General features: G+C 35.2%; 25 protein-coding genes. 12 read left to right on the plus strand and 13 right to left on the minus strand.

What is annotated here, in order from left to right; translation table 11 throughout:
• Nucleotides 1-54 precede the first annotated feature (54 nt).
• The 3 genes from AC27VX_RS14105 to AC27VX_RS14115 all read left to right on the plus strand — a co-directional run bounded on the left by AC27VX_RS14105 (nucleotide 55) and on the right by AC27VX_RS14115 (nucleotide 3,977).
• On the plus strand, nucleotides 55-696 hold the full coding sequence (locus AC27VX_RS14105; RefSeq protein ID WP_488696211.1) for a DUF417 family protein: 642 nt from the start codon (nucleotides 55-57) through the stop codon (nucleotides 694-696).
• 260 nt (nucleotides 697-956) lie between these two features.
• On the plus strand, nucleotides 957-3,359 hold the full coding sequence (gene pheT, locus AC27VX_RS14110) for a phenylalanine--tRNA ligase subunit beta (protein ID WP_236854952.1): 2,403 nt from the start codon (nucleotides 957-959) through the stop codon (nucleotides 3,357-3,359).
• Nucleotides 3,360-3,566: 207 nt separating this feature from the next.
• Complete coding sequence (locus AC27VX_RS14115) at nucleotides 3,567-3,977, plus strand: META domain-containing protein (RefSeq protein WP_236854951.1); 411 nt, start codon at nucleotides 3,567-3,569, stop codon at nucleotides 3,975-3,977.
• A gap of 51 nt (nucleotides 3,978-4,028) precedes the next feature.
• Here the strand turns inward: AC27VX_RS14115 and AC27VX_RS14120 are convergent, their stop codons facing one another.
• The 7 genes from AC27VX_RS14120 to AC27VX_RS14150 all read right to left on the minus strand — a co-directional run bounded on the left by AC27VX_RS14120 (nucleotide 4,029) and on the right by AC27VX_RS14150 (nucleotide 10,109).
• The gene (locus AC27VX_RS14120; RefSeq protein ID WP_002977986.1) at nucleotides 4,029-4,268 is read right to left on the minus strand and encodes a DUF8828 family protein; all 240 of its coding nucleotides are present in this window, start codon (nucleotides 4,266-4,268) and stop codon (nucleotides 4,029-4,031) included.
• 51 nt (nucleotides 4,269-4,319) lie between these two features.
• Nucleotides 4,320-5,210, minus strand: coding sequence for a 3-hydroxybutyryl-CoA dehydrogenase (locus tag AC27VX_RS14125; RefSeq protein WP_300686259.1), 891 nt, complete (start codon nucleotides 5,208-5,210; stop codon nucleotides 4,320-4,322).
• A gap of 10 nt (nucleotides 5,211-5,220) precedes the next feature.
• Entirely contained in the window at nucleotides 5,221-5,643 is a 423-nt protein-coding gene (locus AC27VX_RS14130; protein ID WP_300686253.1) for an autotransporter outer membrane beta-barrel domain-containing protein, read from the minus strand.
• Nucleotides 5,644-5,687: 44 nt separating this feature from the next.
• The gene (gene bla-A / locus AC27VX_RS14135; protein ID WP_488696218.1) at nucleotides 5,688-6,566 is read right to left on the minus strand and encodes a CGA/CIA family class A beta-lactamase; all 879 of its coding nucleotides are present in this window, start codon (nucleotides 6,564-6,566) and stop codon (nucleotides 5,688-5,690) included.
• 65 nt (nucleotides 6,567-6,631) lie between these two features.
• On the minus strand, nucleotides 6,632-8,362 hold the full coding sequence (locus AC27VX_RS14140; protein ID WP_488696220.1) for a cellulase family glycosylhydrolase: 1,731 nt from the start codon (nucleotides 8,360-8,362) through the stop codon (nucleotides 6,632-6,634).
• A 42-nt stretch (nucleotides 8,363-8,404) separates the two neighbouring features.
• Complete coding sequence (locus AC27VX_RS14145) at nucleotides 8,405-9,145, minus strand: hypothetical protein (protein WP_488696222.1); 741 nt, start codon at nucleotides 9,143-9,145, stop codon at nucleotides 8,405-8,407.
• A 1-nt stretch (nucleotide 9,146) separates the two neighbouring features.
• Entirely contained in the window at nucleotides 9,147-10,109 is a 963-nt protein-coding gene (locus tag AC27VX_RS14150) for a Gfo/Idh/MocA family protein (RefSeq protein WP_488696224.1), read from the minus strand.
• A gap of 116 nt (nucleotides 10,110-10,225) precedes the next feature.
• Between AC27VX_RS14150 and AC27VX_RS14155 the strand changes: the two genes are divergently transcribed.
• Complete coding sequence (locus AC27VX_RS14155) at nucleotides 10,226-10,876, plus strand: protein-L-isoaspartate(D-aspartate) O-methyltransferase (RefSeq protein ID WP_236854945.1); 651 nt, start codon at nucleotides 10,226-10,228, stop codon at nucleotides 10,874-10,876.
• Nucleotides 10,877-10,898: 22 nt separating this feature from the next.
• Here the strand turns inward: AC27VX_RS14155 and AC27VX_RS14160 are convergent, their stop codons facing one another.
• Nucleotides 10,899-11,030: a hypothetical protein gene (locus AC27VX_RS14160; RefSeq protein ID WP_262912472.1), complete on the minus strand. Its 132-nt coding sequence runs from the start codon at nucleotides 11,028-11,030 to the stop codon at nucleotides 10,899-10,901.
• A 195-nt stretch (nucleotides 11,031-11,225) separates the two neighbouring features.
• Between AC27VX_RS14160 and AC27VX_RS14165 the strand changes: the two genes are divergently transcribed.
• Entirely contained in the window at nucleotides 11,226-12,212 is a 987-nt protein-coding gene (locus AC27VX_RS14165) for a 2-hydroxyacid dehydrogenase (protein ID WP_488696226.1), read from the plus strand.
• Nucleotides 12,213-12,260: 48 nt separating this feature from the next.
• Nucleotides 12,261-12,554 carry a hypothetical protein gene (locus AC27VX_RS14170; protein ID WP_236854943.1) on the plus strand — a complete coding sequence of 98 codons (294 nt, stop codon included), beginning with the start codon at nucleotides 12,261-12,263 and terminating at the stop codon, nucleotides 12,552-12,554.
• A gap of 181 nt (nucleotides 12,555-12,735) precedes the next feature.
• Here AC27VX_RS14170 and AC27VX_RS14175 read toward each other — a convergent pair whose 3' ends face one another.
• Together AC27VX_RS14175 and AC27VX_RS14180 are read right to left on the minus strand one after the other, a co-directional pair.
• Nucleotides 12,736-13,116, minus strand: coding sequence for a hypothetical protein (locus AC27VX_RS14175; protein WP_300686242.1), 381 nt, complete (start codon nucleotides 13,114-13,116; stop codon nucleotides 12,736-12,738).
• A complete protein-coding gene (locus AC27VX_RS14180) occupies nucleotides 13,103-13,648 on the minus strand; it encodes an RNA polymerase sigma factor (RefSeq protein WP_236854941.1) in 546 nt (181 codons plus the stop codon). Before AC27VX_RS14180 ends, AC27VX_RS14175 begins: the two co-directional genes overlap by 14 nt.
• Before the next feature lie 104 nt (nucleotides 13,649-13,752).
• Between AC27VX_RS14180 and AC27VX_RS14185 the strand changes: the two genes are divergently transcribed.
• From AC27VX_RS14185 to AC27VX_RS14210, 6 genes are all read left to right on the plus strand, one after another.
• Nucleotides 13,753-14,085: a DUF6249 domain-containing protein gene (locus AC27VX_RS14185; protein ID WP_236854940.1), complete on the plus strand. Its 333-nt coding sequence runs from the start codon at nucleotides 13,753-13,755 to the stop codon at nucleotides 14,083-14,085.
• A gap of 211 nt (nucleotides 14,086-14,296) precedes the next feature.
• Complete coding sequence (locus tag AC27VX_RS14190; RefSeq protein WP_488696229.1) at nucleotides 14,297-16,441, plus strand: TonB-dependent receptor domain-containing protein; 2,145 nt, start codon at nucleotides 14,297-14,299, stop codon at nucleotides 16,439-16,441.
• Nucleotides 16,442-16,586: 145 nt separating this feature from the next.
• On the plus strand, nucleotides 16,587-18,572 hold the full coding sequence (hutU, locus tag AC27VX_RS14195) for a urocanate hydratase (protein WP_488696231.1): 1,986 nt from the start codon (nucleotides 16,587-16,589) through the stop codon (nucleotides 18,570-18,572).
• Between the two features lie 23 nt (nucleotides 18,573-18,595).
• Nucleotides 18,596-19,132, plus strand: coding sequence for a Crp/Fnr family transcriptional regulator (locus AC27VX_RS14200; RefSeq protein ID WP_488696232.1), 537 nt, complete (start codon nucleotides 18,596-18,598; stop codon nucleotides 19,130-19,132).
• A gap of 174 nt (nucleotides 19,133-19,306) precedes the next feature.
• Complete coding sequence (locus AC27VX_RS14205; protein WP_488696233.1) at nucleotides 19,307-20,068, plus strand: MBL fold metallo-hydrolase; 762 nt, start codon at nucleotides 19,307-19,309, stop codon at nucleotides 20,066-20,068.
• A gap of 40 nt (nucleotides 20,069-20,108) precedes the next feature.
• Nucleotides 20,109-20,879: a Rossmann-fold NAD(P)-binding domain-containing protein gene (locus AC27VX_RS14210; RefSeq protein WP_488696235.1), complete on the plus strand. Its 771-nt coding sequence runs from the start codon at nucleotides 20,109-20,111 to the stop codon at nucleotides 20,877-20,879.
• 238 nt (nucleotides 20,880-21,117) lie between these two features.
• Here the strand turns inward: AC27VX_RS14210 and AC27VX_RS14215 are convergent, their stop codons facing one another.
• The 3 genes from AC27VX_RS14215 to AC27VX_RS14225 form a co-directional block, all read right to left on the minus strand.
• On the minus strand, nucleotides 21,118-21,657 hold the full coding sequence (locus AC27VX_RS14215) for a hypothetical protein (protein ID WP_488696236.1): 540 nt from the start codon (nucleotides 21,655-21,657) through the stop codon (nucleotides 21,118-21,120).
• Between the two features lie 156 nt (nucleotides 21,658-21,813).
• The gene (locus tag AC27VX_RS14220; RefSeq protein WP_488696238.1) at nucleotides 21,814-22,878 is read right to left on the minus strand and encodes a nucleoid-associated protein; all 1,065 of its coding nucleotides are present in this window, start codon (nucleotides 22,876-22,878) and stop codon (nucleotides 21,814-21,816) included.
• A gap of 3 nt (nucleotides 22,879-22,881) precedes the next feature.
• Nucleotides 22,882-23,775, minus strand: coding sequence for a DUF6602 domain-containing protein (locus AC27VX_RS14225; protein WP_488696240.1), 894 nt, complete (start codon nucleotides 23,773-23,775; stop codon nucleotides 22,882-22,884).
• Nucleotides 23,776-24,069: the final 294 nt, after the last annotated feature.

Below are 24,069 nucleotides of genomic sequence, written 5' to 3' on the forward strand. Positions count from 1 at the left end.
AATATCTATGTTGAGACATCCTGCATCTGAATACATTTGTGAAAAATAAATCAAATGCAGAACAGTAAATTATACGCTCTTTTAGTAAAACTGGATAAAAGCTTTCTAAATCTTTTAAGGATTTCCATTTTCATTGTAATGGCCTGGATTGGAGGGTTAAAAGCATTTCAATACGAAGCCGATGGCATTGTCCCTTTTGTTGCAAACAGTCCCTTTATGAGCTTCTTCTACAAAAATGCAGGTAATAAAGTCCTTACTGAAGATCACAAACTTGTTTCAGAATATACTTTGTATAAAAATCAGGAGGGAAAAGTAGTTCAGAAAAATATAGACTGGCATGAGAAAAATGGAACCTATTCATTTGCATATGGTCTGGGAATGATGATTTTCATAATAGGTATTTTGGTCGTATTGGGGATCTGGTTTCCTAAAATAGGAGCTGCTGGTGGAGCATTAACCTTTTTAATGTCTTTCGTGACCCTATCCTTTCTGCTTACAACTCCGGAAGTATATGTTCCTGAACTTGGCGGAGACTATCCTTCACCTCAATATGGATTTCCTTATCTGTCAGGTGCTGGAAGGCTTGTTTTGAAGGATCTCATTATGATGGCTGGAGGCTTGGTACTGTTTTCTGACAGTCTGAAGAAAATAGTCAGACCAGATGGTGAATATACTCATAGCCAGAATCTATTATGATCTTACTTTCTTAAATTTATTTTTAAACTAACTGATGAGAAGCAGTTGAAAGTTTTATCAATTTCAGAAGAGACCTGTTAATGAAAATTAATTATCTTAAAATCGTTTCGAAATTTCTCTATTTATCAAAAAAACACGACATTTGTAGCTCGAAAAATCATACCGAATAAAGGCGTGGAATTTCAAGTAAAAGTTTCAAAATAAAGCAGAAGAAACCCTCGGTTTCCTCTGACCAACTAAAAAAGTAGATAGATAAACAAATGAAAATATCAAACAACTGGCTGAAGGACTTTGTAAAAACGGAATTGAAAACTGAAAGAATCGGTGAATTCCTTACAGACATAGGTCTTGAAGTTGAAGGGATAGATAAATTTGAAAGTGTAAGAGGCAGTCTGGAAGGAATTGTTGTAGGTAAGGTTTTAACTTGCGAAAAACATCCTAATGCTGATAAACTGAAGAAGACAACAGTAGACATAGGAAACGGAAAAGTGTTAAACATTGTTTGCGGAGCTCCTAATGTAGAAGCGGGGCAGACGGTTCCTGTAGCCGTTGTCGGAACCAAAATCTATGACAAAACAGGAAACTTTTTTGAAATTAAAGAAGCAAAAATCAGAAGTGAGGTCTCTCAGGGAATGATTTGCGCTGAAGATGAACTTGGCCTTAGCGAAGATCATGGAGGAATCATGGTTTTAGATGAAAGCAAATATGAAGTAGGGAAGAACTTTGCAGATTATTTTGAACTTACCAATGATGAGGTTTTTGAAATTGGTTTAACACCCAACAGAACAGACGCAATGTCTCACTATGGGGTTGCCAGAGACTTACATGCCTATCTTTCTACCAATCAACTGAAGTCTCAGTTTAATAAAGTAGCATCTGAAGTTTTAAATAACGAAGGTTCTCACGATTTTAAACTGGAAATTGAAGATGCAGAATTGTGCCCAAGATACATTGGTGCTGTCATTGAGAATGTAAAAATTGCAGAATCTCCAAGCTGGCTGAAAGACAGATTGAAAGCAATCGGACTAAGCCCTATCAATAATGTTGTAGATATTACCAACTATATCCTTCACGGATATGGACAGCCTCTTCATGCATTTGATGCAGATAAAATTGCAGATAAAAAAGTAAAAGTCGGAACAGTAAACCCTGGAACGAAATTTACAACCCTGGATGGTGTGGAAAGAACTCTGAACGGTTCTGAAATCATGATCAAAGATGGTAAAAATAATCCAATGTGTATTGCAGGAGTTTTTGGAGGTGAAAACTCAGGAGTATCTGAAACTACAAAAACAGTATTTCTGGAAAGTGCATATTTTAATCCTATTGCAGTAAGAAAAGGAGCAAAAGCCCACGCTCTGAATACAGATGCATCTTTCAGATTTGAAAGAGGAGTTGACCCGAATCTTACAAGAACAGCGATTACTCATGCCATCAAAATGATTCAGGAAATTGCTGAAGGGAAACTGATAGGAGAGCTACTGGAAGAATATCCTAAGAAAATTGAAGATAACTATGTGATTATCAGATTTTCAAAAATCGAGCAGATTTTAGGAACAAAGATCCACAGAGAAAAAGTAAAAGAAATCTTAAAAGCACTGGAAATTCAGGTTTTAAATGAAATTCCTAATGGTTTTGAAATCTCTGTTCCTGCTTACAGAGCAGATGTAACAAGAGAAATTGATGTCATTGAAGAGATTTTAAGAATCTATGGCTATAACAAAATAGATGCTCCTCAAAAATTCTCATTTACACCGGTTAAACTGAGCGCAAACGATCAGGATGAACTGGAAAACAGCTGGGCAAGAGCTTTACAAGGTCTTGGTTTCAACGAAGTAATGAACAATTCATTAACTTCTGTAAAAGATGAAACAGATGCTGTAAAACTGTTAAACCCTTTGAGCGGAGATTTGGCATTCATGAGAAAGTCTTTATTAGAAGGACTTCTTCAGAATACGGTATATAATATCAATAGAAAAAATCAGGATATCAAGTTCTTTGAATTCGGGAAAATTTATCATAAAAAAGATAAATATGAAGAAAGAAAGCAGCTTGCTGTTTTGGTATCAGGAAGAGATGTTGCTGAAAACTGGCTTCAGCCAAAATCTGCTGTAAGTTTCTACAACCTTAAAGCTTATGTAAAAGTTTTATTGGAAAGACTTGCTGTAGATTATAAAGAAGTGGCTTTATCTGATGAGAGATTTTCAGATGCTTTGGTATACGAAGCAGATGGAAAAGCTTTAGTAAGAATCGGAAAAGTAGCTTCTTCACTATTGAAAGACTTTGATATTGATCAGGACTGTTTCTATGCTGAGATAGAACTGGAATATGCTCAGGAACTCCGTTCTAAAAATGAATTGAAATTCAGAGATATCCCGAAATTCAATAAAATCAGAAGAGATTTAGCTTTATTGATTGACAAAAATATCAATTATCAGGAATTGTATCAGACTGCGAAAAAGAACAAATCCCCATTCATTAAGAGCATCAATTTATTCGATGTATATGAAGGTAAGAATCTTCCTGAAGGCAAAAAGTCTTATGCAATGAGTTTTGAGCTGTTAAACGAAGAAAAGACGTTAGAAGAAAAAGAGATTACCGAAGTAATGGATTCCCTTATCAAGTCTTTCCAGAAAGAATTCAATGCCGAATTGAGATCTTAATTGTAAACAAATATTTATTATCATAGTAAACGGACTCTTTTGAGTCCGTTTTTTGTTTTTAAATAGGCTGGCTAAAGGGATGTTACTATTGAATAATAGTATTTAAAATAAAGTATAAATACCAGATGTTAAAGGATAATAAAATCCTTTCCAGACCGTTTAAATAATATAATTTCCGTAAATTTGGGTTAATTCAAAAAGAAAAAAATGAAAAATCTTTTTTTAAGTATATGTACAGCAGCAGTATTGGCTTCATGTGGAACTATGAGCAGCCCGTCTGCATCTAAGGTAGGAAAAGCACAGCCAGCTCTTGTAAATACAAAATGGACATTGGCTGACAATGTAAAAGGAAAAATTCCAACATTAAATATTGAAGGGGAAAAGATCACAGGAAATGCAGGATGCAATAACTATTTTGGAACAGCATCAATAGATCCTTCCACAGGAGGTTTTTCTGCAGGTCAGATGGGGTCTACAAAAATGATGTGTAATAACATCGGGGTAGAGCAGAATTTTATGGATATGATGGGAAAAGCAAACAAATATGTGATTACCGGAAATACCTTAGAGTTATATAAAGACAATCTTTTATTATTGAAATTCAATAAATCAGAATAAAAAACAAAAGGAACTCAATTGAGTTCCTTTTTTATGTTTAGAGTGTAATTATTAATCTTCCTCTTCCTCGTCGTACTTAGCCAACTCCTCGTCGCACCATTTGAATGCTGCTTCTACTACTTTCGTAGCTTCATCTGCCATCGTTTCTTCATCATCACCTTCAAGATCATCTAACCACTCAACTTCTTCTTCCTCAACGTTTAGGATAAATCTTGGATATTCTGTATGAACTACGAATAGATCTTCTGGAAACTCCGAATTATCTGCTAATAAAAACTTTGGTAATTTCATTTTTTTAATGTTTTAACTTTCTCAAAGATAAATAAAATTATTGATTTAAAATTACTTCAAAAACATTTTTGAAACTTTTTCAGCTTTTTTGCTTTCTGAATAATCATAGAAGCCTTCACCAGATTTAACACCCAGTTTTCCAGCCATTACCATATTTACAAGCAATGGATTCGGAGCATATTTAGGATTTTTGAAACCGTCATACATTACATTCAGGATGGCAAGACATACATCAAGGCCAATAAAATCTGCTAGCTGAAGAGGTCCCATCGGATGAGCCATACCTAATTTCATTACCGTATCAATTTCCTCTACACCCGCTACTCCGTTATAAAGTGTTTCAATAGATTCATTGATCATTGGCATTAAGATTCTGTTGGCCACAAAACCAGGATAATCATTAACCTCTACCGGAACTTTACCTAATGTTTTGCTCATTTCATAGATCGAAGCAAAAGTTTCTTTAGAAGTAGAATATCCTTTGATGATTTCAACAAGTTTCATGATAGGAACTGGGTTCATAAAGTGCATTCCGATTACTTTATCCGCTCTTTTTGTTGCAGCAGCGATTTTAGTGATAGAAATAGAAGAGGTATTAGTAGCAAGAATACAATCTGCAGGTGCCAGTTCATCCATTTGTCCGAAGATCTTTAATTTAAGATCAAGATTTTCAGTAGCTGCTTCTACAACAAGATCAGCAGATCCCACAGCATCAGTAAGTGCTGTAAAAGTAGTGATGTTTCCTAAAGTTGCAGCCTTCTGCTCCTCTGTAAGATTTCCTTTCGCAATGATTCTGTCAAGATTGGTAGTGATGGTTTTTAAACCCTTATCTAAAGCATCCTGAGATACATCTACAAGATTTACTTTAAAACCGCTTTGTGCGAAAGTATGGGCAATACCGTTCCCCATAGTTCCCGCTCCGATAACTACAATGTTTTTGATCATTTTTCTTTTATTTTTTATAGATAGTTAAATTTTTTGCATTCATGAGATCAGATTGATTGACAACAGTAGCCGAATCAAAATTGACATTCCCCTTATTGCTTTGCTTTTTGTTGTTGCTCTGATTTTGGTTCTGGTTTGAAACAGTAGCCATAAGCCCGCGTATAAGACGGTTTTTTTGATTTTTTGTAAGATAATCCGTGCCTATATATAAAGCAAATTCACCCTCTCTGCCTAAACCGCTCTGTTTCAGGATTTCCAGACTCTTGATCTGGTTTTTTTTCTTAAACTCTTTCAGGTAACTGATGACAGGCTGGTCAGATGGCGGACCACAACATATGCTTGCATAGCCGATCTCTAAATAGTTTTGATTCTTCTGAGAAAAGACAAGTGCAAAACAAAACACAGCAGCCGCCGTTATTATTTTTTTCATAAATGATGGACTCAATTCTAGGCGCTAAAATTAAGGTTAATATTTTACTTATTAAAATATTCCCATACCGTCCTGGAGATATCAGAAATTATTTTGCAGTTTACAGTTTCAGATTCTGAAGAATTACTTACAAATACAGCAATTGCATAATGCTTTCCATTGGGTAAAGTAACAATTGCAATTTCATTTTCTGCACCGGTTATACCTTCCTTATTTTTGCCTGAAGATCCTGTTTTTCTTGCCACCGGAGTGTTTTTGGGAAGTTGTTCTACCATTTTATTCAATCCCGTTGAGGTAGACCACATTACTTTCATCAGATAATCTGTAGATTTCCTAGATAATAATTTTCCGTCATAGAATTTTTTAAGAACATCAACCGCTGATTTTGTAGTACTATAGTTTTCATATTGAGCATTCCAGTCTTTATGCATAGCCTCTTCATTATATTTGATCTTAAAACCTTTTATCCCCTTGGAATCCATAAACTTCTGCACAGTCTGCGTTCCACCCAATAGCTTGAGAAGAATATCACAACCATTATTATCACTTAGGGCAACAGTATATTCAATCACCTCACTTAATGGGATTTCAACATTTTTTCCTGCATATTGATCATGAAGTGGCGACCATGTGTTCTCAAGCAAGTTTGATTCATCCAATTTGATTTTCTGATCCAGAGATAGTTTTCCCTGATCTACAGCATTCAAAACTGCAGCGGCAATGTGAAATTTAAATACACTTTGCATCGGGAGTTTTTTATCTGCATTTTGATCATATTTAAAACCATTTTCAAAACCCAGGACAGAAACGCCTACTGTTGCTTTTTTGTTTTTAAGAATTGAATTTATTTTCTGTTCCAAAAGCGAAGTCTGAGCAAATGAGAATGCAGAGATCAGAAGAAAAAGAAGTGCTGTTTTTTTCATAATATTAAAATTAAAAAGTTCTCTTCCGGTCTTCGAAAGAGAACTGTAATTTAAGATAATTATTATTACTTTACTTCAAAATAATTCAGGTTGACCCCGTCATTTTCAAAGAATATCCTGATTTTATTTTCTCCTTTCTGAAGAGGAATATTTTTTACAGAAAACGTTTTCCAGTTTTCTTTTCCTCCGCCGGAAGGCAGCAATACAGAGGCTAATGATTCTCCTGAAGCTTTTTCAATTCTTATTTTTGAATCCTTATCAGCAGCATATCTGATATCAAATGTATAATTTTGGGCTGCTTTGGAGTTGACAGTATATTGAAGCCATTCTCCGGATTCTGTCTTGCCTACATAATAATGATTAGTTACCTTGTCATTACATTTATAAAGGTCTACACCATCATTTCTCATCTGCTGGCCGGAGTTCCATTCTGACCTTTTAGCCGGGTCGCTTACCCAGAGATTGATGAAGTCTTTATCCTCATAGGCAGCACCTATTCTTCCCAGGTCATATTCCGAAGCAAATACTCTTCCGGGAACCTGATGATTTCTGAATGGCTTTGTAGAGGTATCTGTAACCTGTCTGAACATGGCATCAATAACATCGGTTTTAATTTCCGTGTTATTAAGCTTATAATGGTCTGCAATCTTCATCAAAGCCTTCCTTGCATATTCCTTCGACGGTTTCTCACCGCCATTTTTCCAGTAATCCAGCAGCTTCTCATATTCTGGGGTTATTTTTACATTCGCAATCCCTGCGATGTTATCTATCTTTTTCATCGGCCAGAATGCATAGCCGATATTATGCTTATCCAATAGCTGGATCAGCTCAGTGAACCAGACATTGGAATTTTCACCGGTTTCTCCAAGCCAAATCGGTATATTGTGTTTTTCTCTTAGATCCAGTACAGACTTCAGGGTAGAATCGTCATTATAATTCCAGTATTTATGAAAACTGAATGCCATATTATGATCCCAGATAGCCGGTAAACCGTTATAATTATTTCCCCAGGCATTTCCTTCTATGAAAATAATGTGTTTCTTATCCACTTCCCGAATTGCCGCTGTAATATCTTTCTGAAGCTTCCAGAGAGGAGCATTGGACATTTCATCAGTTCCGTTTGGATTCTTCCCTGTGAAGTTAATATTAGGTTCGTTGATCAGGTCATAACCTCCAATCCACGGACTGTTTTTGTAACGTTCTGCCAGTTTTTTCCAGAGTGCTATCGTTTTTCTCTGGTTCTCTTCACTATCCCACAGTGATGGTTTGGATTTATCATTGTCCGAAATGTTAGCATCGTTTCCCTGACCGCCCGGAGCTGCATGCAGATCCAGTATCAGATAGATTTTATTATCTGCACACCATTGAAGCAGGTCATCAGTCATTTTAAACCCCTCGTCCAGCCATGTGTCTTTACCTTTTACAGGTTCTTTTTCAATAGGAAGAGTGTACAGATTATAATGCATCGGAAGCCTGATAGAATTGAAGCCCGCTTTCGCAAGAAAATCGATGTCCTGTTTTGTAATTCCGTTTTTCAGATAGGCTTTATAGAATTCATTCATTCCCTCTTCTCCAATCAGATCAGTTATTTTTTCCTTGATTTTATACTGAGGTCCTGCAAAATCAGCTGTTTTTAGCATATAGCCCTCCTGAAGCATCCAGCCGCCAAGACCAAGGCCTCTCAACTGAATATTTTCACCTTTATCGTTAACGATTTTTTGTCCGGAGGTTTTTAATAATTGTGATGTCCCAAATTGAGACAATAATAAAGCGGATAATAGGATTGTTCTTTTCATAGTATTTTCAATGGTTTAAAATAGAAGGGAAATAATTAGAAATTAATCATAATGAATGCTGACATCATAATATGAATCTACATTGAGACCATTTATTTTGCCAGGTATCCATTCGGTCTGTAAAACAAAATTTTCCAATTGTGTATTGAATTGTTTTTCAAATATATTGTTTTTTTTGTTTTGAAATTCACTATCTATTGTTAATTCTTTAATTTTTCCGTTTTTGGTAAGAACAAAAGAAGCGGAAGTATAAGAAGAATGTTCATCTTTATTCTTTTTGATGTACTTCGAAGGAGAAGGATATTTTATAAAGTAATCCTGGCTGATTTTCTTGAACTGATTATCTGCTGTAGAATTTGGGTAGCGGGATATATCATCACATTCCTGATAAGAAAATACTTCGTCCGGATGATTTTCTATAAACCTCTTGTTAGCAAGGTATTTCAAAGAGTCAATAAAGCCCTTGCCAAACTTTTGCCGGATAAGGCGGTTCATCTCAATCTCACGACAGTTTTCATACTTATCATTAGCGTATCTCATACAGGACAACGGGATGTCTATCGTTTCTATATGATTTTGGTTTAGCAGTATGATGAATTCCTCTCTACCCAGAATGTAACCGCCCTGCCCAGAGAAGATGGTCCATGTATATTTTTTATAGTTGAAGTCATTTTGAGCCTGTTTTTTTTCATACTCACAATCTATCTCGTAACCATTTTTTTTCTGATTACAAGATAGCATTATGAGTGCTGCTAAAGAAAATAAAGCAGACTTTATGGTCATATTAACTTATAAGTTTCATAATCTCTAAGGCCACTTTCAGAGCTTCAGTTCCGTCTTCAAGAGAAACTTCTACATTTTTATCGCCTGTAATAGCATCAGCAAAAGAGTTTAATTCGTCTAAAATTGCATTATTAGGCTGAATATTAGGGTATTCAAACAAGATTTGATTCTTTTCTCCCTCAGCATTTTCAATAATCATATCAAATGGAGTAGGGTTCTCAGGTGCATCTTTCATTTTAATAACCTCTGCTTTTTTCTCAAGAAAATCAATAGAAACGTAAGCGTCTTTCTGGAAGAATCTGCTTTTTCTCATCGCTTTCATAGATATTCTTGAAGTGGTAAGATTGGCAACACATCCGTTTTCAAACTCTATTCTGGCATTGGCAATATCAGGAGTCTTACTCACCACGCATACACCACTTGCATGAATATTTTTCACTTTAGATTTCGCGATACTTAATAAAATATCCAGATCATGGATCATAAGATCCAAAACAACAGAAACGTCAGTACCTCTCGGATTGAACTCTGCAAGTCTGTGGATTTCAATAAACATCGGATTCTTGATATATTCCTTAGTCGCAATAAAAGCCGGATTATATCTTTCTACGTGTCCAACCTGTGCTTTAATACCGTTTTGCTGGCATAAATGCAAAATTTCTTCCGCCTGTTCCAGAGTTTGAGTAACCGGTTTTTCAATAAAGAAATGAAGTCCCTTATCGATAGCCTTCAACGCATAATCGTAATGATAAATAGTAGGAGTGACAATATCTAGCATGTCGATCTGCCCAAGCAATTCATCAAAGTTTTCAAAATATTTATATCCGAATTCGGCTTCTAATTTCTTTCCGTTTTCAACATCCTTATCATGGAAACCTACAAATTCGTATCTATCTGACTGATTAAGAAGTTTTAAATGTATTTTTCCTAAATGTCCGGCACCTACCAAACCTGCTTTTAACATAGCTGTATTAAATTTTTGTAAAGATAAGAAAGAAGTTAGATTGCAGAAGTAGTTTTTGTGGATAATTCTTTCCCTCAATCTCTGGAATCTAAAATCTAATTTCTTACTTTTGTCCTATGCAGGATTCGTTTGTACATAAAGGAAAAAGAAAGAATTTAGTAGAATATCTCCGCTATAGAATCGGGATTTCAGATGAAAAGGTACTTTCGGCAATGAATGAAATTCCGAGACACCTTTTTATAGAAAGTATTTTTGAAGATTTCGCTTATGAAGACCGGGCTTTCCCCATTCTGGCGCATCAGACTATTTCACACCCATCAACAGTAGCAGAACAATCTGAACTGCTCCAGGTAAAAGCCGGCGAGAAAGTACTGGAAATAGGCACAGGATGTGGATATCAGACTGCCGTTTTGGTGGCGATGAAAGCTTTGGTGTATACCGTTGAGAGGCAAAAAGATCTGTTTGACTTTTCAAAAAAGAAACTCAGAGAGATCCATCTCAGTCCAAAATTTCAGAGTTTTGGAGATGGCTTTGCAGGGCTTCCTACTTTTGCTCCTTTTGATAAAATTATCGTTACCTGTGGTGCATCCACTTTACCTACAGAACTCTTGAAACAGCTTAATATTGGAGGAATAATGGTTATTCCACTGGGACCTACAGATGAACAGGTTTTGTACAGATTTACCAAAATAGGCCCTACAGAATTTGAAAAAGAAGAATTTGGAGCTTACAAATTTGTTCCGATGTTGGGAAGTACCAATCAGTAGTACCATTACTTTTGATTGAATTTTAAAATAAATTACCGGAATTGGCAGCAGTACTGGTCTCAAACACCAGTTCTTCAATAGCAGTTATCTTCTTAATAGAAACGAACTTTACTCCGTTTTTAATAAAAGATAAGATTCCCTTGGCTTTATCCAAAATTTAAAATATTTTAACCTATTTCGGAACGGAAATTGGATTCAGGTAAAACTCACTATTCAATTTTTATCAATCAACATGATGATATCCAGAACAAAACATTCGGATGAAAAGAAATATTTTTAATATTAAAGTTACATAACCTTACTTTTTGCGAGTGAGGTTTTTTTATTCACCAATCATTAACAGACGACAATGAAAGTTTTTGTAAACAAAAGAATTCCGGAAATCGGAATCGAAATGCTGAAAAAAGCAGGCCTGCAGGTAATACTTCCGGAAAATGAAAATCTCTCCTATGAAGAATGGATAGAATATTGTAAAAATACAGATACCATCTTAAGTGTAGGCGGAGATTTTAAATACGATAAGAATTTTTTTGATGCTTGCCCCAATATTAAAGCTATTGCTCTATATTCCGTAGGGTTTGACCACGTTGATATAAAAGAAGCCATCCACAGAAATATTCCGGTAGGAAACACACCGGATGTTTTGAGCAGGGCAACTTCTGACGTAGCCTTTCTTTTGATGCAGTCTGTTGCCAGAAGAGCAAGCTATAATTTTCAGAAAGTGAAAGAAGGAAACTGGAATGATTTTGATCCTTTACATGCCCTAGGACAGGAGATTTACGGAAAAACGCTGGGTATTTTTGGGCTGGGAAGAATAGGTTTTGAGATGGCTGAAAAAGCAAAAAAGGCTTTTGATATGAATATTATTTACCATAACCGAAACCATAACGAAGAAGCCGAAAAAGAATTGGGCGCAAAATATGTTTCCTTTGATGAGCTGATAGAAAACGCAGATGTTTTGAGTGTGCATGCCAATTTTACTCCTGAGCATAAAGAACTGTTTAATTATTCGGTATTTGAAAAGATGAAACCTGATGCGATTTTTATCAATACTGCAAGAGGCGGATTCCATAATCAAAAAGATCTTTACAGGGCATTGCTTGATAAGAAAATTTGGGGTGCAGGTTTGGATGTTACCAATCCGGAACCTATATCTCCGGATGATCCTATCTTAGAACTTTCAAGCGTATGCGTGCTACCGCATATTGGGTCCGCTACTATTGAAGCCCGAAACGGAATGGCAAAACTGGCAGCCGGAAATATAATCGCTTTCTCAAAAGGCGAAAAAATGCCGCATTGCACTAATCCTGAAGTTTATTCTCGCCATTCATCATAACTTGGAATTATTTTTGTTCTATCTATATCAACCAAAAAACTTAAAAGTATGGCACCAGAAAATAATACCAACGAGCAAAACAAGAAGTTAGAAGAAATGGAGTACAGTCCCAGCGAAGATATATTTAAGAAAGAAAAACATATTTCGCTGGACGGAGATGGTAATCCTATTTTAGATGAAGATCTTGAAGATGACAAAATTGATAAAGGATTGGATATTCCGGGAGCAGATGACGACGATGAAATGGAAGATATTGGCTCCGAAGACGAAGAAAACAATTATTGGAGCCTAAGTGATAATGATGATGACCATGAAGAAGAAAATGATGATGTTTTAACGTAAATCCTACAAGCTTACATACATTCCTTACTGAATTTCAGTAAGGTTTTTTATTCCCTAAACACCGATAGATGAGTAAGAACAACATTCTACCCCTCCAGAAGAGCGGAATGCAAGTTATTTTTCAAATATAGACAATTAATGAAAAGCTAGCATTGAAGAATGCCTTACGTTATTTCGGAATTCAGTCAATTTTGTTTTTTGATATCAATTGATCGCTGAAGTGAATAAGGATCACACCTGCTAATGCCATTACAACCAGGAATTTATACTTCAGAAAAGTTGATAACAACAGCGTGAAAAGCTCCTGATCCATAAAACCTATAAAAAATGGAATACCTATCAGTATTAAGATTGAAGCCAGACAATAGATTTTTATATTAAACCTGCGTTGTTGTTTAGCTTCAATTTTTTGAATGATATTTTTTGAAAATCCTAAAGAAAAACCATCGGTGTTTTTTTCCTCGAGACGAGTGTAGAGTAATTCATAGGCGTTCATATCATTTTCAGAAATATCCTGATATTCCTTAAGATCGTCCACTATTTTCTTTCTATTGGTATCCATCTTTTTGTAATTTTTCTTTTAATAATTTTCTTGCCCGGAACAGATAGCCTTTCACGGTTCCTTCCGGAAATTTTGTAATCTCAGAGATTTCCTGAACACTAAACTCATCCCAATGATAAAGCGTTATCACGGTTCGATATTGTAGAGGCAGTTCGGAAATCAGATGATTCAGATAATCAGTAAGCTCTTTTCCGATAAGCTTTGTTTCAGGGTTTTCCGGTGTAGAATGAAATTCAAAACGGTCATCAATATCATCAAAATGATTCCTGTTTTCTTTTTTCAGATGATTGATGGTTACATTATATGCAATTCTGGCAATCCAGGTAGAGAGTTTTGACTCTTTTTTAAATTTTTTTAGGTTTTCATACACCTTTATAAAAACTTCCTGACCAATATCTTCAATGTCTTCATTGTTGGCCAGCATTCTGTTCAAAATAGAATAAACCAGGTTCTGATACTGTTTTACAACCAATTGAAAAGTATTCAGGTTGCCTTTTAGTATATCATTAATGATTTTTTCTTCATCGAACATATCCTATTAGACAGTATTTTTTTAATTCAGTTACAATTTTTTAATTTATTTAAAATTTTGTAACCCATGGCGTATTTTTTTGTCTATTGGTAAAATCATCTAAAATGAAGCACCTTGCACCTTTTATAGTAATCATTGCCATCCTTATTGCAATCTCTGTTATTATAGTAGTAATGACGAATTATGACCTGAAAAAGAAAATTCTGAACAAAGAACATATTGATGAAAAAATGTTCCTTATTCTAAACAACCTTACCGGCCTTGGGTCTGAAATGCTGAAATGGGGAATCATTTTAATGTTTGGAGGAATAGGGCTCATCGTTCTGGAGTTTCTTCCGTATAATGAAAACTCTCCGCTCCCTTACGGGGTAGTTACTGTCTTTGTATCATTAGGTTTTCTGACCTATTATTTTCTGATGAAAAATAAAAAGAAATAACTTCAGGAAGGTCACAGGCAGCTAATCATTCGATATTCAGTAAACTATATAATACTTCGGCTACTCTGAGGCGAAATCCTTACCGGTAAGGATTGTCAGGCTTAGTAAACAAACGGAGAATTGTAACAATCAATAGTAAATTCCATCATTTTTAGGGACAGAATAATACGGTCCTTAGAATTCTTATGTCTTTTTTTTTAAAACAATAATTATGAGAAAATATATCATTTCAGTATTCGTTTTCCTTTTCTTCCTTGGTCATTTAAAAGCGCAGGAAGTACAGAAAGATTCGGTTTCTTCACAACAGGAAACAAACATTAAGGAAGTTACCATCAATTGGAAAAAAGGACTTATAAAATCCAAGATCGATGGATTGGTCTATAACATCCAGTCTGATCCTGAGAGCAATTCTAAAAATCTCCTTGAAATGATGAAGAAAATGCCCTATCTGTCCGTTGACAGCAATGAAAATATACTTTTTAAAGGAACAGGAAATTTTAAAATACTGATGAACGGGAAAGAAACGCAGCTTCTTAATAACAATGCAAAAGACATTCTCAGAAACATCCCTGCGAATACAATACAAAGCATAGAAATTATTACCAATCCATCCTCAAAATATGAAGCAGAGGGAGTTGCCGGTATCATTAATATTATTACCACTAAAAAGATGAGAGATGGCTATAATGCCTCTGTAAATATCGGAGCCAGATTTCCAAAGCAGGAACAGAATCTTGGTTTTTCCCTGAATCTGAAGCAGAATAAAATTGGAATTTCTGCTTACGGTGGAGCATTTCTGAGAAACAGCCCGGAAACAGAAAATCAGAATAAACAGCAGGCCAGTTCAGACAATCTTCTGCAAAATGGAAAGATAAAAGAAAAAGGAAAAGGAGGATATTTGGGCACCATTGTCAGCTATGAAATTGACAGTTTAAAATTGCTGAGCATACAGCTTGCAGGAAATGTTTCAGGGAGCAGAACTGAAAATCAATTGGATTCTTATTTCTATGGACAGGATATACCTTGGGAGAAAAGCTTTTCAGACATCCATTCAAAAAATAATGACAGAGGATTCGAAGTTTCTGCCAATTATCAGATGGGATTCAAAAAGGATAAAAGCCAGCTGCTTACATTTTCTTACAGACTGAGTGATAACAATAATCATTTTGAAAGCTCTTCAGCTATTTTTAATGATAAGGCTAATACTCAGAATCAAACCACCCAGAACAATGAGAATGAAAACAATGAACAGACTTTTCAGATTGATTTTGTGAAAAATATTGACAAAATCTTTTTAGAAACAGGGCTTAAAGCGATTTTCCGAAAAAATAGAAGTGAATACGCTTCAGTACCGGAAAATTTGAATAACTCCGATGAATATCTGAATCACCAGAATATCTACGGAGCTTATCTTTCAGCAAGATATACTTTGCTTGGCTGGAATTTTCAGACAGGGTTACGATTGGAGAATACCACCAATAAAGCTGATTTTACTTCAACCAACACCGCTGTGAATCAGGATTATTTTAATCTCATTCCGAATGTTTCCATTAATAAAAACTGGAAAGAACATCACAGTATTAATTTCGGGTTTTCGCAGCGGATAAAGAGACCGGGCATCAATCGGCTGAATCCTTTCGTGAATACTGCAAACCCTTACTTTGAAACCAGCGGGAATCCTTATTTGAAAGCTGTTATCAACAATGATATAATGACGAATTATTCATACAATAGTAAAGTGAATTTCAATATTGGGCTTGGCTATTCTTTTTCCAACAAAATTGACCTGAAGGTTTCAACTTATGACCCCGCAACCCATATTACCAAAACAACCTATGAAAATTCAAGCAAAGTAAGCAGATTCGGACTGGATTATAATCTGAATTATCCGGTGACAAAGAAACTGACCTTAGGAATTAACGGAAATTCTGCCGTTTTCCTGATCAGCGGAAAAGCAGAGGGTATTGAAGTAAAGAATAATCTTTTCACCTATTATATCTGCCTGTCAGCCAACTATCAGCTTGAGAACAACTGGTCAGTCAATTCTAATCTGGAAATTAACAGCAAAATGCCGGCAGGATTACAAAATAACACCAATGCGTTTACAGGAACATCTTTCAGAGTCAGTAAAAGCCTGTTGAATAATCAATTTTCTATTTCGGGCTATATCAATAATCCTTTTAGTAAATTCAGGACTATAATAACAGAAACTGCAGGTGCCAATTTCTATCAGAACAGCTATATGAAAGACTATTACAGATCATTCGGAGTAAATGTTACTTATAAATTCGGAAAATTAAAAGAAGAAATCAAAAGTACAAGACGCAAGATCGAGAATAATGATGTCGCCAATTAAATCCGATAAAGACCGTTTGTTTGCCTTTGAAGTCCGGAACTTTTTCGCTTCTCCAGCTTTTCTCCTGTTTTGTTGCAGATATTTTATAATTTGAATATCTTTAAAACTTCAAACATTGTTTAAACATAGAACTTTCAATAGCAATATGACATTTCAAGAACAGATACAACAGGGGATACCCGGGCAGCTGCCACAGCCTAAACCATACGAGACCAATATCAACCATGCTCCGAAGCGTAAAGAAATTTTAGGAGAAGAAGAGAAAAAACTGGCATTGAAGAATGCTTTACGTTATTTCGAACCTCAGTTTCATGCAGAACTGATTCCTGAATTTAAGCAGGAATTAGAGGACTATGGAAGAATCTATATGTATCGTTTCCGTCCGGATTATGAAATGAAGGCGAGACCTATCACAGACTATCCCGGGAAATCTGAGCAGGCAAAAGCAATTATGCTGATGATTCAGAATAACCTGGATTATGCAGTGGCACAGCACCCTCACGAACTGATTACGTACGGAGGAAACGGAGCTGTGTTTTCTAACTGGGCGCAGTACCTGCTGACGATGAAGTATCTCTCTGAAATGACCAATGAACAGACCCTGGTCATGTATTCAGGACATCCGATGGGATTGTTTCCATCTCATAAAGAGGCTCCAAGAGTAGTGGTAACCAATGGAATGATGATCCCGAATTATTCAAAACCGGATGACTGGGAGAAATTCAATGCATTAGGAGTTACCCAGTATGGGCAGATGACTGCAGGAAGTTATATGTATATTGGCCCGCAGGGAATTGTACACGGCACAACGATTACAGTTTTAAATGCTTTCAGAAAAATTAAGAAAGAACCTAAAGGAGGACTATTTGTAACCTCAGGATTAGGTGGAATGAGCGGTGCTCAGCCAAAAGCAGGTAATATTGCAGGCTGCGTTACCGTATGTGCTGAAGTGAACCCGAAAATCACAAAAATACGTCATGATCAGAAATGGGTGAATGAGATCTATGAAGACCTTGACGCATTGGTAAAAAGAGTGAGAGAAGCTCAGGAAAACAAAGAAACCGTTTCTCTGGCTTACCTTGGAAATATAGTAGAAGTTTGGGAGAAATTTGATCAGGACGATTTAAGAATTGATATCGGTTCAGATCAGACTTCACTTCATAATCCATGGGCGGGTGGATATTATCCGGCCGGACAGAGTTTTGAAGAATCCAATACCATGATGGCTGAAAATCCTGAATTATTCAAAGAAAAAGTTCAGGAAACTTTAAGAAGACACGCTGCAGCCATTAATAAACATACAGAAAAAGGTACTTATTTCTTCGATTACGGAAATGCCTTTTTACTGGAAGCATCCAGAGCGGGAGCAGATGTAATGGCAGAAAATCCTACATTGGGAAGAGAATTCAAGTATCCTAGCTACGTTCAGGATATTATGGGGCCTATGTGCTTTGATTACGGCTTCGGGCCGTTCCGTTGGGTATGTTCCAGCGGAAACCCGGAAGATTTACAGAAAACCGACAATATTGCCTGCGCAGTATTGGAAGAAATGGTGAAAAACTCTCCTGAAGAGATTCAGCAGCAGATGAAAGACAATATTCAGTGGATCAAAGGAGCACAGGAAAATAAACTGGTTGTTGGTTCACAGGCAAGAATTCTCTACGCGGATGCTGAAGGTAGAATGAAAATTGCCGAAGCTTTCAACAATGCCATTAAAAACGGTGAAATCGGACCCGTAGTATTGGGTAGAGACCATCATGATGTTTCCGGAACAGATTCTCCTTACAGAGAAACCTCCAATATCTATGACGGATCAAGATTTACAGCAGATATGGCCATTCACAATGTCATTGGTGACAGTTTCCGTGGTGCTACATGGGTTTCCATTCACAATGGAGGCGGAGTAGGCTGGGGAGAAGTGATCAACGGCGGTTTCGGAATGCTGCTGGATGGTACTGAAGATGCCGACAGAAGATTAAAGTCTATGCTTTTCTGGGACGTTAATAACGGAATCTCAAGAAGAAGCTGGGCCAGAAATGAAGGCGCTGTTTTCGCTATTAAAAGAGCCATGGAAGCAGAACCTAATCTGAAAGTGACCCTTCCTAACTTTGTAGATGAAAATTTACTGTAACTGATAACTATTCAACATTGATAATGATTAATAAAAAACTGTTTTCGCACCTGAATGTAGAGGATAGTGATCCTGTTTGGAAAAAATTGATCAAAGTTGAATTTTCAAAGAAAAATATATTTCCGGATCATAAAGCCTATCTTCTTGAAGATGGGCTTGTCCGTAAATATTACCTTCATAATACCTCAGATACAGACACTCAGATCTGTGCAGAATTTTACTTTCCGGGTGATATCTTTACTGTTGGTGGGGATGGATCCGAGGGAATCTATGAGTCTATTAATAAGGGGCTGGCATGGGAAATTACCATGGATGAGGTCAAAGAAATGTTTGCCGTCAATCCCGAATGCCGTTTCGTACAGAATTACTATCTGAGCAGGAAACTAAATGCTGCCATGAAGAGAGAAATGCTGTTGCTGAAAAACAGCCCGCAGAATCTCTATGAATACCTTTTGAAGAACAGGCCCCATTACATCCAGAATATTCCTCTAAAATATCTCGCTTCCTATATTGGAATAACGCCGATTTCCCTAAGCAGAATAAGAAAGAGAATTTCTTAATTTTAATTTGAAAATCCCGGAATAAAGGCTTGATAGTACAGTCTTTTATATACTATCCCTACAGAAGATCTGATATCTAAAATCTAATATCCATCACCCTATACCCCTCATTAATTATCTTTTGTTTATTGACTGGCCTTCCATAAGTTTCTTCCTTTGTTAAAAAAAGAAAATATGGAAATTCAAAAATTAAACTGGGCAGGTATCAAACTTACGTCCCAAAACAAAACCATTCTGATAGACGCTGTAGAAGACTTTTCCTATTACAAACCCGTTTTAGGAGATGCTTTGGAAAAACTGATCGTATTTTCTGATGAGGTACAGGCAGATTACATTCTTTTCACCCATATGCATCTGGATCACTTTGACAAAAGCATCATTGAAAAATGTCTGAAAAAAGACGGAAAACTGATCGTGTACTCAGGGCTGGAACACTTCGTGCGAAAATATGCAGAGAATGTAGAAATGATTGTTCTGAATCTTAATGAAACTTTCACCGAAAACAACATTACATTCAAACCTGTGTATGCAATGGACGGAGTAGGAGAGATCCAGAGTTCATGGATTGTGGAAGATCAGGAAACCAAAATATTTCATGGAGGAGATACCATCTGGCACAATCAGTTCTGGAAGATCGGAAAAGAAAACCAGCATATTGATTACGCTTTTTTACCTGTGAACGGAGTGGTGGTAAACTTTGAGGTCATTGGTTTGGAATATAGCCCTGTTCCGGCTTCTCTTAATCTGAAGGAAGCTTTTGCCGCCGCTCATTTATTACATGCCGGAAAACTGGTTCCTGTTCACTATGGGTTGTTTGCTCATGAGAAGTTCTATGTGCCCCAGTTATTTGATGATAAGGACCTGAAGGAAACTTCAGAGAAGATAGGACAGGCATATTTTATTTTAAAAGACGGAGAGGTGCTAATAGATTCTTAGGTTATAGTTTGTTTTAGCAAATAAATTGATAAATTTATGAATGAAAAAAATTGGAATTATAGGTTGTGGCTGGCTGGGCGGTCATATTGCGGAAAAACTCTCCGGTCACTATGAAATTTTCGTAACCACCACTACCGACTCTAAAGTAAAAGACTTATCAACCAAGGGATATTATACTACGCTGGTTGATTTTCCGGACGAAGATATTTCCGAGACAATGACGGTATGGAAAGTAGCATCCCAGTTGGATGCAGTAATTATTACGGTTCCTTTTTCAGGAGTCAGAGGAACTGAAATTCCCTTGTATGACAGGGCTAAGAATCTGCTGACATTTCTGGGCGATTATAAAGGACAGGTATTCATGATGAGTTCTACGGGAGTGTATCCTACCATTGACAAAGAATTTACAGAAGATGACCGTTCTCCCGATGATGTTCCCAGTGAGCATATTATAAAAAACAGGTTTCCTCAGGTTAATATTTTAAGATTGGCTGGCTTAATGGGCGATCAGAGACTTTTAAAGAATTATAATATCTCCAATCTTGATCTCCTGGTGAACCATATTCACTATGCGGATATTTGTGCAGTGGTTGAAAAAATGCTGGAGAATAAATCCCAATCCAAAGTATATAATGTAGTAGCACCTGTTCACCCGAATAAAGAAGAGATTATCAATGCTCAGAAAGATTTACCCTATGAAGGGGATCGTACCAATGAGGGAAGAACCATATCCCCTGCAAAACTAATTTCAGACTTAAATTTTGAATTTCAATATCCCGATCCAAGATATTTTCATCTTGCAAAGGCGTAGGGATAATGATATTTTTAAGAATAAAAACCTGCTGTGAGGCAGGTTTTGTTATGTTTTATGTATAGTGATATTTGTGAACCTTTTCGTTCTTCATCAATATCAGGAAATTTCATGATTAAGTTCCCTAAACTATCTATTTTCTAATTCTCCGATTATGAAATTGATGTTTTCATCCCATAATTTGATTTCACTGTCTTCAAATCTCACCCAAATATGCTTACCGATTTCGTGCAACAAACTAACTCTCATAATTAATAAATTTGATAGATAATCCACTATTTGGACCAGGAGGGAGACCTAATGATGTATCTACTCCTATGTTATTTCTCAAATCATTTAGTAATGTATGAGGATCTACATTTTGGCCAATTAAATCTTCAGATCCTGATCTTGGCTGATCTGAATGTTTTGCTCTATATACTTCTATTGTTAATGTATCATTAATTGCTTTTAAACAAAGTGCTCGAATATAAAATCTATTAAATTCACTTTCAGCAAAGGTTAAATTTGCAGTTTCTGGTACTTTGGCTAAAGTTGTTCCATTTTTTGTTTTTCTTTCTTCATGTGTTTTAAAGCAATCAGTATTTTTAAGTGAAAGAGCCAAAGTTTGCTCATTTCCATTTTTTACAGAATCTTTTAATAAATCAACGTATAATTTCAGCCCATTTTCATTAAATCTTTTGCTTGTATATAATTTGTCATTCGCTATATCATCATTTATTTCATTAAGCATTAATTTTCGAGTAACCTCATCTAAATTTTCAAAGTTAAATTTCATATGTTTTTTTTTTATAAATGCCACTAATGTGTTAATAATATGTTCTATTTTCCAAATATAAAAAACTAGGAGTGTATTAATCTCCGTGTTTTTACGGAATTTATTATCAAAAAAAATCTATCCTTATGCAACTAAATAGAAACATGAGATCGGAAGTTATTCTGTTTTAATTGTAATTATTTGCTGAATTTCCCCATTTTCAATTTGCATTCGTAAATTTTCAACATTAAATTTTGAGGCGCTAGAAATTGAAACGTTATCCATGGAATCACTAGGCCCCTCTATTTTTAAATCATCAACTAATCTGATTGTTTGTCTATCTAAAGCACGATCTACTAGAGTAAGATCCTTTGTAAAAGAATGAGGATAGTGTGAGGAAATTTCTGAACTAAATAATCGTAATAAATTATCAGGAAAGTAATTTTCAGCAAATTCTTGAGGATTAATAACACCCATTGTGCTCTCTCTATATAAAGTATTTAATGCCGATTTTAGTCCTTTTTTATCTTCAAAACCTGAAACGTGGCTTTCTATAAACCTAAAAATATCATCTCTAAAATTTTTGGTAATTAATTTGTCATTACTATTTGTAATAAACCCCAAAAAATCATTGTAGAAATATCCTGCTAAATCTTTTTTTCCATTACTAAAATTATCATCATACATATAACATGAATGATTATTATTTGGAGATCTTAAAGAGTTGCGTTCTTCAATAATAAATCCCATTTTATAAAAATCTTTAGCTGGAGATAAAAATAAATCATTTACTAATTCAATCAATTTTTCATTATTAAACTCCTTTATAGTGAAAGCCTCTTGTAATTCTGCCTTAATAACTAAAACAAAATGTTTTGAATTGATATTTCCATCAATAATTAACAATAAACCTGCAGGAATAGTTTTTTTGCTATGGCTTAAAGCTAATAAATCAGCAATACTCTTAGAAATTTCTAGAAACTTTTCAGAATTGCAATTTTTAAGATTTTTTGCATACTGATAAAATGAATTTTCATCACTTTTGTAGATTTCCAATTTAAAGAACCTCTTAGATTTAGAGAATGCGGTTGTAATTCTTCTTTTGAGAGTATTTAACTCTCTTTCTCCAAAATCAAATATATTTTCTGAATATTCTGCAATTCCATATTCTGCGTCTCCTTCCTTCTTATGAACGCGATGAACAATAATGCGGCTAATTTCTAGTGAGTTAGTATCAATCATAGTTTAGTAGTTCTTTATAAAATCAATATTATCAGATTTAACTTCAAAAATCTTTTGCATGTAATCAAGCATATTTGGACTTCCTAGTACACATGAATTTAAATGTTCTAAAACCATATAATATAAAGTTCCTAAAACACTTCTTTTTTTATCAAAGCTTAACAAGACCCATTCATTTTCTTCAGAGGATTCATTTAGAAATTCAGGATATAGATTTACCTTAAATACTCCTTTATCTAAAGAGTTTTTATTTATGTTAATTATTAATCCCCTATCATATAGACATAATACATTTGGTAAAAATTTCCAATCAGTCTCATTATATAAATCTTTAATGTGTTCAAAGGAAAAATTACTTGAATCACCAATTAACATGAATGTAAATAAAGGGTTTTTATAACTGTAGTTAGTAGTTGGTACGTTTAGAAGTATACCTTTTCCACCTGCATCAATAAAATTTGGACTAATATTAACTCTTTCTAAAAATTTATGTACTCTTTCTCTAGTAATAATAAAATCTGTAATATAATTTCTTTTCCAACTCGATTTTATTTCTGAATATGAGTAAATTGATTCATAGGTTAAATATTCTGTAGAATCAAAGGTTTTATATAAAATAGGAGTTCTAAAGTTATCAGAAATAACTAGATCCAGTTGTGGACTTGTATTTAAATCGGCATCAATTATATGTCCATTACTTATATAATATTTTTCGGGAAGTTTATTTTTGAAAAAATTTCTAACAGAAATTTCAAATTGATTTCCAGAAGATGGAATGTCTCCTGAATTATGAATAATCTTTACTTGACTTAGCGCAATATCAATTCCATCTGCTTCAAAATTAAAGAAGGAATCAATTGATAGTTTTCTAAATTCTTTGTCTATTTTTTCACTCATAGCGTTCTATGTACGATATTAAGATTTACAGATAAAGTTTAATTAAGCTATCTGTATGATTTCTATAATTATAAAAACAAATTTAGGAAACAATAAACTACCAAAATTACGGTTTCCCGTAACCCCAAAAACTTCTAATCTTAAAACAACCCTGTTTGCAACCTCCACAATCTCTCCGGAACTCACATTTACTAGTAAAACAAACCTCCCGAGCGCTCCGTTGGTTTAAAACAATAGTGTTTGTGACTTCCGGAGCGCTCCGGAAGTCTCCTGCAAGTTGTGGGAGACCTCCCG

This window comes from Chryseobacterium sp. 14P4.3.2 (assembly GCF_057799275.1).